Genomic DNA, 14,937 nt, shown 5'->3' on the forward strand with positions numbered 1-14,937 from the left:
CCCAAATGCAAGTGCCGCCAGCGTTCCGCTGCCCCCTTGTCAGAGCATTTCAGTTTTCGAGCTTGGGTGCGACGCGATTGGCATCCGCCCATTCGGCGAGTGCATTGCTCAGGAAGAGACGCGCATACTCGCGTTCTTCATCTTTTCCGGTGACGCGCGAGAAAGCGAGCGAAATTCCGTCGTTCCGGACGTGGCGGTCCACAGTGAACGGATGGGGCTGGAGCCGATCCCGCGCCCATTCCTTCATGTCTTCGATATGGGTGTCAGCAAAGAAAAAGCAGGCGGCCGACATAGCCCGTCTCAGCTTGTCCATCCGCCTCGCGGCTTCGCCGATGTACCTGACCGCCTTGGCGGCCTCCTTGCGCTGCAACAAGCCAATAGTCGCCTCCATGGCCTTTTCTTCGTCGTCGCAGCCGTCGAAGGAAAGAAGCCACTGTTCGTAGCGCCTGACTTCGGTCAGGAACTTGCAGCTTGCGCCAACCAGCGTGTCACCGCGCATGCTTCCGAAGTAGCTGTTCCGCGCGAGCTTCTTCGGGAGCCGGGGATCGAACTCGGCAGCCTCGTTGTCGACCATTTCCGTCAGGACGTATTCGCCGCCGGCCTTGCGGACCTGCCGCAGGGCTCTGTGGATCGTCGGCGCGTCCTTCCGGAAGTCATGGAAGATGCCTTCGATCTCGGTTGCGATCGGCTTCAGGGCTTCTAACTCCCGCAGCATGCTGGGAACGTGCGTCAGCCGCGCCATCAGGAAGTCTTCCTGATGCCTCCGCTCGTCGTCCTGCTTCTTTTTTGAGAACGCGGCATGCTTGACCTCCGCTGAGGCGCAGTCGTGGCCGATCACCGCGATGCACTGGCGGTTGAAGATAAAGACGAAGGAGCCTTCGAGAAATTTCTCCCGCCGCTGGCACATCGGACAGGGAATGTAGTCGCCCTCGGGCCGTTTCTTTCGATCCACAGCGAACGTGTGGATGATTTCGAATGGCTCATTCTTGTTCACGCGACCCCAGTAGAGTCCGGGGAAAGTTTCAGGCTGATAGGACTGCTTGACGTGTTCTATGAACTGGTCCCGCAGATGATAAGGAGCCTCACGGTAGGTTGCGTGGCCAGTGTATTCCTCAGGAAACGTGTACTCTATTACATTGCGAGCGGATGCTTCCATGGTTGGGTTCTCGTCCCTGTTGTTGCCATCGTCTCCTCCCTGGCAGGTTGCGACTCATGCGAGTCTTGCCGTGAATATAGAAGATTCGCGGTTGTAAACGGAGTCCGAAAACACGTTTTCTGTCAGTAGACGGTGGAACTTGGGGATTAATGGCAATGGATGGGAAGCCGCCGTCAATCATCGTAGATTGGGAACAAACACGTCCTTGATTGAAAAAGGCAGCTGGCCTGTCTAACGATTCATCACCCTCCACCCCTCGCCTGTCGTTCCAACGCCGCGCCGAGGTCCCGGCCTGGGACATAAAGCTCTGTCCTGGTGCGAACCTTGCCCGACCCGTCGCGAGCATAGAGCTACTTGGTCGCATATCGAGTAATGCTCGTATTCAGTGCGGCGACGTGGTCGCGGCGATGATCTCGCTGGGGGGCTGTTTGACGAAAAGCCCGACCAAAGCGAGCTCGGGCGAGATCGTGAACATAACGATCGTATTTTGGAGGCCGGACCCCGGCGAGTAAGGTCTCGGCTTTCCGTCAACCCAATCTAGGATTACCGGATCGTCGGATGCCGCATAGGTGCAGCCAGGCGCGGCCGAGACGAAGGACCAGCTCCTGCGAGCCAGTTGCTCAACAGCCGTCGGGACCGATTCGAGCTCCAATCCAAACAGGTAAGTCTGATCGATCGCAACCTTACGTTCGCCTCGATCGATGAGGTCCTTCATATCCTCGTAGTTGATGTCATCGCGGACTAAGGGCGCCATTCGCTCGCGCCTGCTTCACCGAATCGTCGAAGCGATCCTTATCCTGCAGCATCATTTTCATAATGCCGTTGACGACTTTCAGATCAAAATTTTCGGTCATTGACCTGAACCGTGGATTACGCACGGCCACGTTCCCCATCAGAAGCATAACAGAAGAAAAATGCGCCTCCGATGGGAAGCTGATCGCCTCTATCATCTCGGCCAGATGCACTGAGATTTCACCCTCGATCTCGGCCATCCCGTCCTCGACGTGGTTAGGGTCATAGCCCTCGACATCGATCCGGAAGAAGTGGCGCCGACTGCCGACTTCCGGACCAAGGTCTCGAACGATTTTCTCGTCGACTGATCGTAGCAGAAGACCTTGGCTTTCCGCTTGTCACAGCCGACGCTGAAATTCCGCAGATAGAACTGAGGGGTGAAGTGGTGGTTTGCCTTCTCTGCCATTATTGCCCGCAATGCTTGCAGACCCGTGGAGGCCTGCTCCAGGGATCTGGCGATCCGGAACCGGCTCAAAACAGTCCGCGTTTGCCCGCGTTGCCGTGCTCGCCTGCGAACACATGCTCAAGCACCCCGTCCGGAAGTGGGAACGGCGGATCCTGGTTTTCGATGATTATGAACTGCGCCTCGTCGCAGCGTTCTATCAGATAGTTGTAGAAGTGCACGTTTAGACCTGCCGCGGCTACGGTAGCTTCGTCAGAGCTGAGTTCCTTGTGCTTTGACTTCAGCGGGTCGCGGTAGCTGAGAAGCGGGCTGTCGAGGACGAGAATACCCGGATGCGGCAACTCGCGTTTCCGGCAGACATCCATGACCCCAATCTTGAACGCTGCGTTGAGCAGCGCCCTTACACCCTTGCCGTTGGCGTTACGCTGCTTTCCGTTTAGGAGGATATCATGCGTCTGCTCGTGGAAAGTGATACGCGGATCCCCCGGATACTTCCACTTCCTGAAGATGTCCTCCACCGCAGCTGCGAGTTCATCTCCAACGACCGTCCCGACACCGACCGCGACGCTTCCCTTGGCGACCCCTTTCGTCTTGAACTTCAACAGCTCGGCCTGGCGGACCCGAAGTCCGCTGATGCGCCTCTCAACGGACGTTGCGTCATGGAGCTTCTTTCGGGCCACATCGATCCCCTCATACTGGTCGCGTGTCTTGACGGCGGCTTCCCGTGCGGTCTCGATCTGCTCATCTTTCACTTCGATGTCGCCGGAAAGGGAGGCGATCCGCCTCCGCATTCCGATCGCTTCGGCCTGAAGTGAAGTGATCGCCTTCGTCAGCCCGGCGCTTTCGGCTCGGACTTTGCGCAATTCTGCCGAAACGGCCTTCTGGGAAGTTTCGACAGCCTCGAAGCCGTGTTCGACATGCTGATGCTCGGGATCAGCACCACACAGGACGCAAGGACGCTTCGCTCCGGCCACAAGGGCCGCGGCCCCCTCCTCCAGCATCATAAGCCTGCGGATATCGCTGGCAAAGCTTGTTGCGAGCAGTTCGAACCGTTCAATGGTCAGGACCGCCTCGTCCGCCCTCTCCGTCAGTTCATCGCGCTCGGACACCAGTCGTCGACGTTCCATGGAGAGCGCGTCGAGAGCGGAATGTCCTGCAGCCAGGTTCGATCTGAAGGTTTTCAACGTCGCATCTAGCCGCTCGGCCTGTTCGTCGAGGTTCAAGATCGTCAAGTCTTCGACATCGGGATACATGGCGGCGAGTTCTGCGACCGCCGTGTTCAGCATCTCCTCAACGATTTCAATACGACCAGCGTTCGTCTGTCTCTGCTGCTTGGTATCCGGCACTTTCACCATCGACTTGTCGTCGACACCTGTGAGGATGAACTTCAGGACGTTCTTGTTGAAGGTGTCGCTACTCTGGCGGTCGACGACGATTGGGCTTTCCTCCGCGATCATCGGGGTCTCTTCCGTGAACAGGTAGCTGGCGAAATGCCGGATCGTGAACGTCGCCTTGTCGCCGGTCTGAGTCCTGGCAATTTCCGTGTCGCCGACGCCGAGTTCTCCAAGCAGGAAAGTCGAGAGGCTCTCCTTCTTGGTCGTGTGGTTTTCGGCCAGCGTGCGGTCACTTTTCCGGCCGAGTGCCTGCTCGAACTCACCCTCGAAAAGGTCGTACCCGCCTTTTGACAGCGAACGGGCGAGAGTGATCCGCCCGCTTTTTGGCACATCAATTTCTAACCAGCATCTGTCGTATGCGACGGCCTCGGCCAGGCCCGGCAGGGCGGACCCTCCTCCGAACATGTAGTCGAGCGCCTTGACGGCGAAGGATTTGCCAGCCTGCGAACCGCCCCAGACCACCGTTAGTCCCGGCGCGAAGTCGAGGTAGACGGCCAGTCTATCCGGCCCGGTGAAGGCGAGGCGCCGCAAGATGAACCGGGACGGTGACATGTCAGACGCCAGCCTGGGAGGTGCCATGCCCGAAACTATCGGTCCATTCCCCGATGTTACCGACGACCATGGACCTGAATCCGGCCTTTGACAGTTCGCGCACCTGTCCGGCCACCCAGCTGGCGCAGATCTTCAGGTCTTCAGAGTAGGGGGATTCGAGCAACTCGACATACGAAGCGGCTTCCTCGGAGGCTCGCCACGCGAATCCCTCATCGTCGGCGACCTTCTCCAAGAGATGGCATTTGCGCATAAGGTCGAGCCCTGCCTCCACAATGCCGCGCCGGACGAGCAGCTCGCCCTTCCGGCTGCTGACCGCGGCGTGAAGCGACATCGGTCCGCCGACGTCGGAGGCGTGGACGACGACGTGATCGTAAAGGACAACCTCGCTGAGGTCGGCGGTCATCGGCCGCAGATGCTCGAGCACGACCACGGCACGAATCCCGGCCTCGAGCGGCGTATGATACAGGTCTGAAATGCTCGCGCTCATGGGCTCCATCTGATCCTTCCGTCCGAAACGAGGTGATGGCACGTACCCTGCTTCACGGGAGGCCGGGCCAAGGTACCCAGAATTCCTGCAGGCGCCGCCCCCGTGTGTTTCATCACCGCGTCGATCCTCGCCAAAGGCGATGGGTGCGCCTCGTTATAGACCTCGATCAGTAAATGGTAGATGTCGTTCTTGAATACGTCGACCGATCTGGCCGCCGTATTGTCGCGGTGGAAGTCGCGGAACGCGCACGCCTGATAATAGCGCTGTCTCTGGATCCTAAGGTGCTCCCCGAATTTAGGGTCCGTAAAGACGTCCTCCAGCGTCGCGAAGTCCAATCCGGCCGATCCCGCATAGACTTCCTGAAGCTGCGTCAGATACGTCAGCTCTATGTCGCTGATTTCATCGGGCGTTTCGCCTTCGGGCGCTTCGCCAGGCGGCAGGCCCAGCACCTGGACAAGAGCCGGAAGCGCGGCGGGATCCTTGACCAGTTTCGGCGCCGTCAGGCACTCGACCGCCGTGAAGTCGTAGCGCTCGATCGAGGCCCGGATTTCGGACGTGAGTTCGACGGGATTTCTGGCGGTTATCCTCATCCGGCAATGCTTGTCCCAAGCCTCCAGCAGCGCCTTCCCTATTCGGGACGGGTTCTGCAGCAGCGTAGTCAACGAGCCGTCGATGCCTCGCGGCGAAACGAAGATGTACCGTCGCGGCAGCGTCGCGTAGGCGCCGGCCGCATGATGGTGGAAGACCTTGCCCAGCTCCGTCATAGCCTCGCCGATCCGAAGCTTCGAGCCGCGTGTCTTCCGCTTGCACTGGTAAAGGTCCCACGCGCCATCATGGCGGGCGCGCGAGAGAAATCCTATCACGTCCCGGCCCTTGTCATTGGCCGCACCAACGCGCTCGACTTCGACGTAGTCTTTCGATTTCCGTTCGGCGTATATCTCGACGAACTCTTCGAGTTCGTTGTCCTCGAGTTCGACGATGCGCGTTGCTGGCTTCGTCACGTCCGCCCCTGAATCGATCCCTTTGCCTGAGTATCGCATCGGCGCGCCGCGTCGACAACGCTCAAACCGGCATCGATCTGAAGACATTGTTGGATGGTTTCGCCGACGACATCATTCGCGCGACGTCAAATTTCCGTGCTCTTTCCGGATAGTGGGATAGCCGCTTCCCACCCTGTCATGGACAGTTCATCAACCTGAACGGACCGGCAGCTTTGAAAAGATTGCCTAGACGGCCTGAACGACTGAAATGAGGCGCAGAGCCGGCATTGGTTCGGGGCAGATCAGCTCGTCTATTGTGCCCGATGTTTCGGCTTGCCGCCGGCAAATTGCTTCAATGCATTTGCCCGCCTAGAAAGGTGCCCCCTCGGACTCACTGATCGCTGTCACTTATTCGGACCCTGAAATTGCCTGCCGCCGCGATTTCTCTGACTTGTCGACGACAGGGAGCCCTTCCTTTCTGGCCTTGGCAAACGCTCGATCGCTCTCCAGGAACTCCGCCAGCATGAACGGGATCAGTTCCGCTACCGATTCGGACTCGCCATAGGTCTGACGATAAAGGGCCGCATAGTCCTTCAGTGCTTGGTTCAGGTCTGCACTTACGCTTATGGTGATCTTCGAAGGTGTCCGATCCGGAAGTTTGCCGAGTTTCAGATTGGTCATGATGACTCCAGTCAATTCGGGTACGGCCGTAGCACAAGATCCTTGTGCACGATGACGCGCAGTGGCCAACCAGGGCGGACGGTGATCGTGGGCTGAATATTGAGGTTCTTCTCGGTGATGCGCTGGCCAGCTTGACTAACGTTCTGCTGAGCGGATTCGCGGATTGCTTTGACCAGGTCGCTTTCGTCTTGCCCGAGGCTCAGCTCCGTGCCGACCCCCAGCAACGTGGCCAGCGCAACGCCTTTCATCAGCTGCCAGGTGTGGAAATCCACCTTGTCCTCAAGCCCGGCATAGCCGGCGGTGTCCGTCGCCGGCAGATTGTCGATTTCGATCGAAGAGCCGTCGGGCAGCAGTATCCGTTGCCAGACCAGCAGCGCGCGCCTTTGTCCAAAGGCAACAACGCTGTCATAGGTGCCAATCAGGCGAGAGCCTTGCGGAATGAGCAAGGTGCTGCCGGTGACTGTGTCGTGCACATTCTCGGTGACCTGTGCGACGACGAGGCCGGGCAAGTCGGAATTGATGCCAGTGATCAGGCTCGCTGCGATGACGCTGCCGGCCATCAGCTGATACGGCGAAGCCGGCGTCTGCAGTGCATGCAGATTGTAGATTCCACTTGTGTTCCGCTGGCTGACCAAATCGAGCTTGCGCTGTTGATTGTTTTGGTCGTCCTCGGCCGGTGCAACGGAAGCTGAATCGCGTGCGGCATCGGATTGTGGAGCCGTTCCATCAAAGGGTGGACGCCCGCCCTGCCCGTTGCCGGCGGCATCCGCTTGCCGGGGTCGATTTTCGATCCGGAAGAAGACTTGCGATTCGCGCGCCTCGATCGCCTGCTGTGCAAGGCGCTGCTCCTCCGCCGAAACCTCCTGGCCCGGCGCGATGCCCAGCTGGCGTTGGTGCTCAAGGATGGGGCGGCCGAGGTCGCCGGGCAGCGGTGGTCCAAGCACCGGAGGCTTGGGCTTGATCCCGGAATAGTCCTTAGGCAGCCTTTCAATTGCCTCCGCGGTTGGCTTCCGCTCAGTGTTGTAAAGCTCTTCAGCCTGCTCTTTGATGCGCAGCGCCGGTCCCTGCAGCGCCATCATGGTGACGCCTAGAACGGTCCCGGAACCAACAGCAGCAATGGCGACAATAATGCCGCGCTTGAAGCGCACAGCGCGGCGAGGCGAGGCCCGCAGCTGCAGCTGTTCTGGATCGAGTTTCGGTGAAGCATCGGAGCGGGAAGTATCCGTCATGGGCCGTCCCTCACCTGCTGGAACGCGAAAAGAGCAATTTCCGCAGCGGCGCTTGCCTGCCGTCGGTCCTCGTGATGCGCACCACCTGTTGCTGCTTGGCGCCGAGGCGCAGTTCGGCCGCGGCGAAGAGGCGATCGACAATGTAATAGTTGCCGCGTATGCGGTAGTTGACGAGCTGGTTGTCCCCGTCAGCACCGACGATGAAGAGCGGCGGGGCCTCGCCCTGATCGATGCGGCGCGGAAACTCGATGTAGACCTTGCTGCCATCATCGAACGCGCGCGTCGGCCTCCAGGGCGGCATGTCGCCGGTAATCGAATAGCGGAAGCGAATATTTTCGAGAGCCACATTCGACGCCACTGGCATAGCAGCCTCGGCCTGCGCATCGCGCCGGCGTAGCGCGATAATCTGGTCCTCGCTGTAGGTCCAGGAGATTGCCGCCATGGCGGTCTTATCCGTGCTTTGAAGCTGCAAGTGATAGCTTCGCCGGTCCGTGGTGATCACCAGATTGGTGGCAAGTCCTGGCGCGAAGGGCTTCACCAGCACATGGGTGCGCTGGTCATCGCCGGAGCCACTGACGGTGTCGCCAATTACCCAGCGCACTGTATCGCCGGCCGACACGGATTGGAGTTTCTCGCCTGACTGCAGAGCGATATCGCTGACGCGCTCCGGTGCGGCATAGAGCTGGTAGAGCAAGCCTTCGGCAAAGGGGTAAACCTGCACCGCATTCACATAGCCATATTTGGTGGGTTGCTGCGTCGCCGCCTTGTTGGCATCGGCGACACGTTCTTCAGGCGAGCGCCTGTCTTCAGCAGCCTTGCCCGGCTCGGGCTGCAACTGGCCGGGCAGCGGTAGCGGTTTCGGCACTTCCACGACTTTGATGGGCTTCTCCGGCGCCTTCTCGATTGCCGCCGGTTGGAACTTGGCAGCATCATAGGAAATCTGAGGTGGCGGCACCGGCTTCGAGGCACAGGCGGAGATGACCGCAGCCGACGTCGACAGGACCAGCGCAGTGCGGAGCGACGAGAGTCTATTTATCATTGGCGGGCTCCTTTGGGGGAACGGAAGTCTGCGCGGCACTGTCGAGCTCGCGCGACCAGTCGATGGCATTGATGAAGACGCCGAGCGGGTTTTTGCGCAGCTGATCGGTATTGTTCGGCGGCCGGATCACAATGGTGAGGATCCCGGTCCAACGCGTTGTGCTGGCGAGGCTGCCGCGCTCAAAGACCTGCTCGGTCCATTTGACTTGATAGGAGCTGTCGGACGCTCGAACCACGCTCGTCACCTGCACCGAGACGCTGCGCGTCCCGATCTTGCCGAACGGGTCGTTGGCCTTAGCGTACTCGTTGAGAAAGAGGGCTCCACGGTCGGTGGCAAAGTCGTAGGCCGACAGCCAATTCTGCCGCACTAGCACCGCATCGGTGGAAACAGAGCGGACATTCTGGATGAAGCGGCCGAGATGCCAGGCGATCTGGGCATCGGTGGGCTCGTAGTCCCGGATTGCTGGAGCGACGGCGCGCGCCTCGCCGAAACGATCAACCTCGACGACATAGGGCACGACGCGGCCCTGCATCGACTGCCACAAGAGTCCACCAGAGAGCCCGGTGGCCAGAGCGAGGCAGCCAAAGGCCATCAGGCGCCAGTTCCTTGCCTGCACGCGCGCAGTGCCGATGCGCTCGTCCCAAAGTTGGGCGGCCTTCTGGTATGGTGTGACGGGGTGGGGCGTCTTCCCGTAACGTTGAACTGGTCGCTTGAAGAGCATCTAGTCTTCCTTATCGTTGAGAGAGGGGTTGGCGCCGCTTCCACCCCGATCGCCATCGCGGACGGCCTGCGTGGCGGCGTGGCGATGGGCGCGCGCGGTCTGTTCGGAACGCAAGCGCCTCGCCCACGCCGGCGCGGCATTGGCACCTGACGCGGCAGGGTTTCCGGTCATTGATGCGGTCGGCGTGCCGCCCGTCGCGGTCCAGGCGGCATCGCGGCCGGCATCGGCGCTGCGCCGGAATGGTTCTGTTGCAGATCGCATTCCCCGCATCGCGGCGCCGCCAGCTGCGCCGGCAACGCCCTGCAGTCCAGCCGCTACGCCGGAGAGGCCGGACTCGGGCGATGTTGCACGCCCCATCTGCCAAGCTGTGGAAGCAGCCGATCCCATGGCCGTGCCGGCTCGAACGGCGGCGAGACCGCCGCCGGTTGCCATGCGCGCGCCGGCAAGCGCCGCACCTCCGGCAACGAGAGTTGATCCGGCGGCCGCCGCGGTGGTTCCGAGTGCGGCTCCCGCGCCAAGCTGCGGCGCGCCCGAGACAAGACCCGAGGCAATTCCCGGCCCGAAAATGCCGAGCCCAAGCAGCGCCAACGCGCCCAGTACCTGTGACATGGCCGCGGCCAAGTCCGGCTCCTTGCCTTGCAGGGCGGAAGCGAACTCGCCGAAGAGCGTGGAGCCGATGCCGACGATGACGGCAAGCACCATCACCTTAATGCCCGACGAGATCACATTGCCGAGCACGCGCTCGGCCAGAAACGCCGAGCGGTTCCAGAGCGCGAAGGGCACCAGAACAAAGCCGGCCAATGTGGTGAGTTTGAACTCCAGGATGGTGATGAAAAGCTGGATGGAAAGGATGAAGAAGGCGATGAGGACCAGGAACCAGGCGAGAAGCAGCACGAAGATGGTCAGCGCGTTGCCAAAAATCTCGGGAAAGCCGACTAGCTGGCTCGCTTGATTGAGCAGCGGCCAGGCGCCCTCGAAGCCGGCCGCGGCAATGCGGCCTGGCCGCAGGAGACTGTCGGCGGACAAATTGCCGGACGAAGCGTTGATGCCGAGCCCGGCAAAGGAGCGGTAGATAATGTCGGCAAGGCTTCTGAAATTGTTCAGGATGAACGCGAAGGCGCCGACATAGAGCACCTTTCGGACGAGCCGACCGAGAATATTGGGTTCGCCGCCGAACGCCCAGACCAGGCCCGCCAGCGTGATGTCAATGCCGATCAGGATGGTGGTGAGAAAGGCGACGTCGCCCGAAAGCAGACCGAACCCGCTATCAATATAGCGGGTAAAAGTCTCCATGAAGCGATCAATGACGCCGAGGTCATTCATGTCGCCGCCTTCCTCGTTGTCTTGAAGAACTGCTGATCAGTTGCCGGGATAGGCCGTACCGGTGCCCAGGAAACGCTTCGTCGTCTCGCGGGCGGCTTCCTCAGACTGCGCCTTGCGGGCAGCATCTTCGGCTTCAGCCCGGAACTGGGTCGCGAGCAGCGTCTGGATCTGCATCTGCTGCTTGGTCGAAAGCGCGATCAGCTGATTGGTGGCCTGGCTTGCCTCAAGGGCACCTGCCGCGCCCTGACTGCGGTTGACGAGATCGGTAAGCAGGTCGCCGTCGGCCCGCACGTTCTCCACGATCTGCGACTGCGCGCTCATGGTTTGGCGGAACGCCTGCATGGCGTTTTGCCAGCGCTCGCGCGCGGCGCTCGCCACATCGTTGACCTCGATTGTGGCGTCGTAGCTTTCCGGATATTGCACACGCCACTGGTTCTGAAGCTTGTCGAGATCGAAGCTCAGGCCGCTGGCCTGGGTCATCAGGCCGTCGATCCGTTGGAGCGAACCTGTGAGCTGGCCCACGGAAGAAAAATCCAGGCGCTGAAGGTGCCGCGCCATGTTCTGCAGCATCGTCGCCTGGTTCTGAAGCGACTGGATCTGGTTGTTTATCTGCTCCAGGGAACGTGCCGCTGTCAGCACGTTCTGCGCATAATTCGACGGATCGAACACGATCAGGGCGTGGGCCGGCTGAACGTAGTCGGCCATTGGTTTTGCGATCAGGGAAACGGTGATCAGGCTGGTGAGAAGGCGGCGCCGCATCATGACGATTGCTCCTTGTCTGGTTGAGGGAATTGCTGGAGAAGCTCGGCAGCCCAATCGAGGCCGCGCGCACTCAGGAACCGGGAGGCAAAGCTGTCCTGCCCGTGCTCTGACAGGACGCTGTCGATCAAAGCTTGCGTGGCCGGATCAGAGGCGCCGCAGAGCGCAAGAGCGATCGGGCCGAGCCCGAGCTCGAAGAGGCGGTTGCCGCGGCGTGACTGCAGATAATACTGGCGCTTCGGTGTGGCACGGGCGACCAATTCGATTTGCCGCTCGTTCAGGCCGAAGCACTCATAGGCTGCCCGCACCTGCGGTTCCACGGCACGGTCATTGGGAAGAAAAATGCGCTGTGGGCAGCTCTCGATGATTGCCGGCGCGATCGACGAGGCAGCGATGTCTGCAAGTGACTGCGTGGCGAAAATCACGGAGACGTTCTTCTTTCGCAGCACCTTCAGCCATTCGCGGATGCGGGCGGCAAAGAGAGGGTTGTCGAGATAGACCCACGCCTCGTCGAGCATCAGCAGCGTCGGCCGTCCGTCGAACCGCTCCTCGAGACGATGGAACAGATAGGTGAGCACCGGGAGCACAGCGCCTTGGCTGTGCATCAGCTCTTCGGTCTCGAAACACTGCACATCCGACAAAGCCAGCCGATCTTCATCGGCATCGAGCAGCCGGCCGAAGGGACCGTCGAGCGTGTAGGGCATCAACGCGGCCTTGAGCCCATTGGACTGAAGCAGAACCGACAGGCCCGTCAGCGTGCGTTCCTGCACCGGCGCAGTCGCAAGGCTGATGAGTGCCGACCAGATCGCCTCCTTTACCTCCGGCGTAACGCTGACATTCTCATGGGCAACGAGGCCGGCTATCCATTCCGCCGCCCAGCTGCGAGTAGTCTGGTCGCCGATATTGCTCAGTGGCTGGAAGGCAAGCGCACCATCCGCGCCCAGCGCGTGGTGTTCTCCGCCCATGGCCAGTGTTGCCGCACGAGCCGAATTGCCCTTGTCGAAGACATAGACCTGCGCCCCGGCATAGCGTCGAAACTGCAGAGCGACTAGCGCGAGCAGAACCGACTTGCCGGCACCGGTCGGACCAACGATCAGCATGTGACCGACATCGTCGACATGGGTGGAAAGCCGAAACGGGGTGGACCCGCTGGTCTCGGCAACAAGAAGCGACGGTGCTTCGATCCGGGTGACTTTCGCGAGATGCTCGTTTGTCGCCGGACCGGCCCAAACCGACGATAGCGGCATGAGATGGGCAAGGTTCAATGTATGAATGAGCGGCTGGCGAACGTTGGCATAGACATGGCCGGGCAATGAGCCGAGCCACGCCTCGACCGCATTGATGCTTTCACGGATCGTGGTGAAGCCGAGCCCATTGACTATGCGCTCAACCGCTCGGAGCTTTTCCGCGGCGGCCTGCCGGTCCTGGTCCCATACCGTCACCGTTGTGGTGAGATAGCCGAAGCCGACGTGATCGCCGCCCAATGCCTGAAGGGCGGCATCCGCATCGAGCGCCTTGTTGTCGGCGTCACTATCGACGAGAGGGACGGGTTCGTTGGTCACGACCTCGCGCAGGATGGCTGCGACCGATTTGCGCTTGGCAAACCACTGACGGCGCAACCGGGTCAGTGTCTTTGTGGCTTCCGTCTTGTCGAGCGGGATGAAGCGCGTCATCCAGCGGTAGGCGAAATCCTGATGGTTGAGCGCGTCGAGGATCCCTGGCCGGGTGACGTTCGGGAAACCAAGGATGGTGAGGGTGCACAGATGCTGCTCACCCAGCATCGGCTCCAGGCCGCCGGTAAGCGGCGCGTCAACCAGAACACCGTCGAGATACATTGGCGTTTCCGGCATGGCGACCGGATGTTGGTAGGTCGAGATTGTGCCGTGCAGATAGGTTAGCGTCTCGGCATCATCGAGGGCGCGCACTTCCGGCATGAAGCCGGACAGCAAATCCAGGACGCGGTCGGTCTCGTCGCGAAACCACGCCAGCTCCTGGCGCCAGTCTCTAGCCCCTCCCGAGTGATGCGAGTCGACCAGTGCGCTTTCCGCCCGCGCCTGGCCATCTGGCGCCGGCATGAAGACCAAGGTCAGATGATAGCGACTCTCGAAGTGCGCGACCTTGCCCTCGAAGGCCGCGCGCCGTTCCTCATCGACCAGCCATGAGGCAGCATCGGGAAAAGCCGAGCTCGGATAGCCCAGCGCTTCAACGCGCTCGGCCTCGAAAAACAACCCCCATCCGGAGCCCAACCTTCGTAGCGCATTGTTGGCTCGTGCGCAGATGCCGACCAATTCGGCTTCGGTCGCGCTTTCAAGGTCGGGGCCACGGAACCGGAAGGTTCGCTGGAAGCTACCGTCTTTATTGAGCACGATGCCGGGCGCGACCAAAGCGGCCCAGGGCAGATGATCGGCCAGCCGATCGGCTTTGCCGCGATACTCCGAAAGGTTCAGCATGCAAGCCACCCCTTCAGGCGAAGATGACGGACAAGCACGCTGGCGAAGTCCGGATCGCGGCGAGCGGCAAAGACCGCGAGCGTGTGGCCGGCGATCCAGAGCGCCAGTCCGGCGATCCACTGCTGCAGGCCAAGGCCTATTGCCGCGGCCACCGTGCCGTTGAGGATCGCCACCGCTCGCGGCGCGCCGCCCAGCAGGATCGGCTCAGTCAATGCCCTGTGAACGGGGACTTCGAAACCCTCGATATGCTGCTCTCCGGTGGCCATCAGACGAGTGCCCCGCCGCCGAAGGAGAAGAAGGAGAGAAAGAAGCTCGATGCCGCGAAGGCGATCGACAGGCCGAAGACAATCTGGATCAGCCGGCGAAAACCGCCTGCCGTGTCGCCGAAAGCAAGGGTCAGGCCGGTGGTGATGATGATGATCACCGCGACGATCTTGGCGACCGGTCCCTGGACCGACTCAAGGATCTGCTGCAGCGGCTGTTCCCAAGGCATGCCGGAGCCCGCTGCGTGGGCCGGGACGGTGAGAAGAAACGCGAGCGCGGTGGACGAAAGGAAGCGAAGCTTCTTGAGCATGAGGTGACCTTTCAAAACTGCTGGAGTTGCGGAAGCGTGAGCGGGGTAACGGCGTAATCACCGCTGCTGTCGAGACCGGTGACCTCAGCGATCGCGTCAATGCGGCGCGAGGATCCGCGCCCAGCGATGAAGACGATCAGATCTACCGCATCAGCGATGAGGCGGCGGGGAACGGTGACGACGGCTTCCTGGGCGAGCTGCTCGATACGGTAGAGAGCGGAGCGCGCCGAATTGGCGTGAACCGTTGCGATGCCGCCGGGATGCCCGGTGTTCCATGCCTTCAGCATGTCCAGGGCTTCCGCGCCCCTGACTTCGCCCACGATGATGCGGTCGGGTCTGAGCCGCAGGGTCGAGCGCACGAGATCGGCGAGCGTGACCGACCCCCGCCTCGTCCTCA

15 protein-coding genes and 1 pseudogene are annotated in these 14,937 nt (G+C 61.1%); all 16 read right to left on the bottom strand.

Going from position 1 to position 14,937, the window contains the following annotated elements; all coding sequences use genetic code 11:
- Positions 1-49: 49 nt before the first annotated feature.
- A complete protein-coding gene (locus tag NKJ13_RS24315; RefSeq protein WP_352509253.1) occupies positions 50-1,156 on the bottom strand; it encodes a hypothetical protein in 1,107 nt (368 codons plus the stop codon).
- Between the two features lie 382 nt (positions 1,157-1,538).
- Positions 1,539-1,910 (bottom strand): hypothetical protein, encoded by a 372-nt coding sequence (locus NKJ13_RS24320; protein ID WP_352509255.1) that lies wholly within the window; start codon positions 1,908-1,910, stop codon positions 1,539-1,541.
- A pseudogene (locus NKJ13_RS24325) lies at positions 1,888-2,354 on the bottom strand (DUF4238 domain-containing protein). The gene NKJ13_RS24320 and the pseudogene NKJ13_RS24325 overlap by 23 nt, the downstream one beginning before the upstream one ends.
- Positions 2,355-2,419: 65 nt before the next feature.
- Complete coding sequence (locus tag NKJ13_RS24330; RefSeq protein WP_352778675.1) at positions 2,420-4,297, bottom strand: coiled-coil domain-containing protein; 1,878 nt, start codon at positions 4,295-4,297, stop codon at positions 2,420-2,422.
- A 1-nt stretch (position 4,298) separates the two neighbouring features.
- Complete coding sequence (locus NKJ13_RS24335; protein ID WP_199202885.1) at positions 4,299-4,784, bottom strand: ABC-three component system middle component 2; 486 nt, start codon at positions 4,782-4,784, stop codon at positions 4,299-4,301.
- On the bottom strand, positions 4,781-5,785 hold the full coding sequence (locus NKJ13_RS24340) for an ABC-three component system protein (protein ID WP_352509259.1): 1,005 nt from the start codon (positions 5,783-5,785) through the stop codon (positions 4,781-4,783). The genes NKJ13_RS24335 and NKJ13_RS24340 overlap by 4 nt, the downstream gene beginning before the upstream one ends.
- A 387-nt stretch (positions 5,786-6,172) precedes the next feature.
- Positions 6,173-6,445: a DUF2274 domain-containing protein gene (locus NKJ13_RS24345; protein ID WP_023680069.1), complete on the bottom strand. Its 273-nt coding sequence runs from the start codon at positions 6,443-6,445 to the stop codon at positions 6,173-6,175.
- A gap of 11 nt (positions 6,446-6,456) precedes the next feature.
- Positions 6,457-7,674 (bottom strand): TraB/TrbI/VirB10 family type IV secretion system protein, encoded by a 1,218-nt coding sequence (locus NKJ13_RS24350; protein WP_352778676.1) that lies wholly within the window; start codon positions 7,672-7,674, stop codon positions 6,457-6,459.
- Between the two features lie 10 nt (positions 7,675-7,684).
- Positions 7,685-8,713 (bottom strand): P-type conjugative transfer protein TrbG, encoded by a 1,029-nt coding sequence (gene trbG, locus NKJ13_RS24355; protein WP_352509261.1) that lies wholly within the window; start codon positions 8,711-8,713, stop codon positions 7,685-7,687.
- Positions 8,703-9,434 carry a conjugal transfer protein TrbF gene (trbF, locus tag NKJ13_RS24360; protein WP_352509262.1) on the bottom strand — a complete coding sequence of 244 codons (732 nt, stop codon included), beginning with the start codon at positions 9,432-9,434 and terminating at the stop codon, positions 8,703-8,705. The genes trbG and trbF overlap by 11 nt, the downstream gene beginning before the upstream one ends.
- Positions 9,435-10,757 (bottom strand): P-type conjugative transfer protein TrbL, encoded by a 1,323-nt coding sequence (gene trbL, locus NKJ13_RS24365; protein WP_352509264.1) that lies wholly within the window; start codon positions 10,755-10,757, stop codon positions 9,435-9,437.
- 36 nt (positions 10,758-10,793) lie between these two features.
- Complete coding sequence (gene trbJ / locus NKJ13_RS24370; RefSeq protein ID WP_352473678.1) at positions 10,794-11,519, bottom strand: P-type conjugative transfer protein TrbJ; 726 nt, start codon at positions 11,517-11,519, stop codon at positions 10,794-10,796.
- The gene (trbE, locus tag NKJ13_RS24375; protein ID WP_352516140.1) at positions 11,516-13,966 is read right to left on the bottom strand and encodes a conjugal transfer protein TrbE; all 2,451 of its coding nucleotides are present in this window, start codon (positions 13,964-13,966) and stop codon (positions 11,516-11,518) included. Before trbE ends, trbJ begins: the two co-directional genes overlap by 4 nt.
- Entirely contained in the window at positions 13,960-14,232 is a 273-nt protein-coding gene (locus tag NKJ13_RS24380) for a VirB3 family type IV secretion system protein (protein WP_023680309.1), read from the bottom strand. Before NKJ13_RS24380 ends, trbE begins: the two co-directional genes overlap by 7 nt.
- Positions 14,232-14,540, bottom strand: coding sequence for a TrbC/VirB2 family type IV secretion system protein (locus NKJ13_RS24385; RefSeq protein WP_023680310.1), 309 nt, complete (start codon positions 14,538-14,540; stop codon positions 14,232-14,234). The genes NKJ13_RS24380 and NKJ13_RS24385 overlap by 1 nt, the downstream gene beginning before the upstream one ends.
- An 11-nt stretch (positions 14,541-14,551) precedes the next feature.
- Positions 14,552-14,937 (bottom strand): ATPase, T2SS/T4P/T4SS family (locus NKJ13_RS24390; RefSeq protein ID WP_352778679.1); only part of this gene is annotated, 386 nt, incomplete at its 5' end.

This window comes from Mesorhizobium sp. M0174 (assembly GCF_040322275.1).
GTDB lineage: Bacteria > Pseudomonadota > Alphaproteobacteria > Rhizobiales > Rhizobiaceae > Mesorhizobium.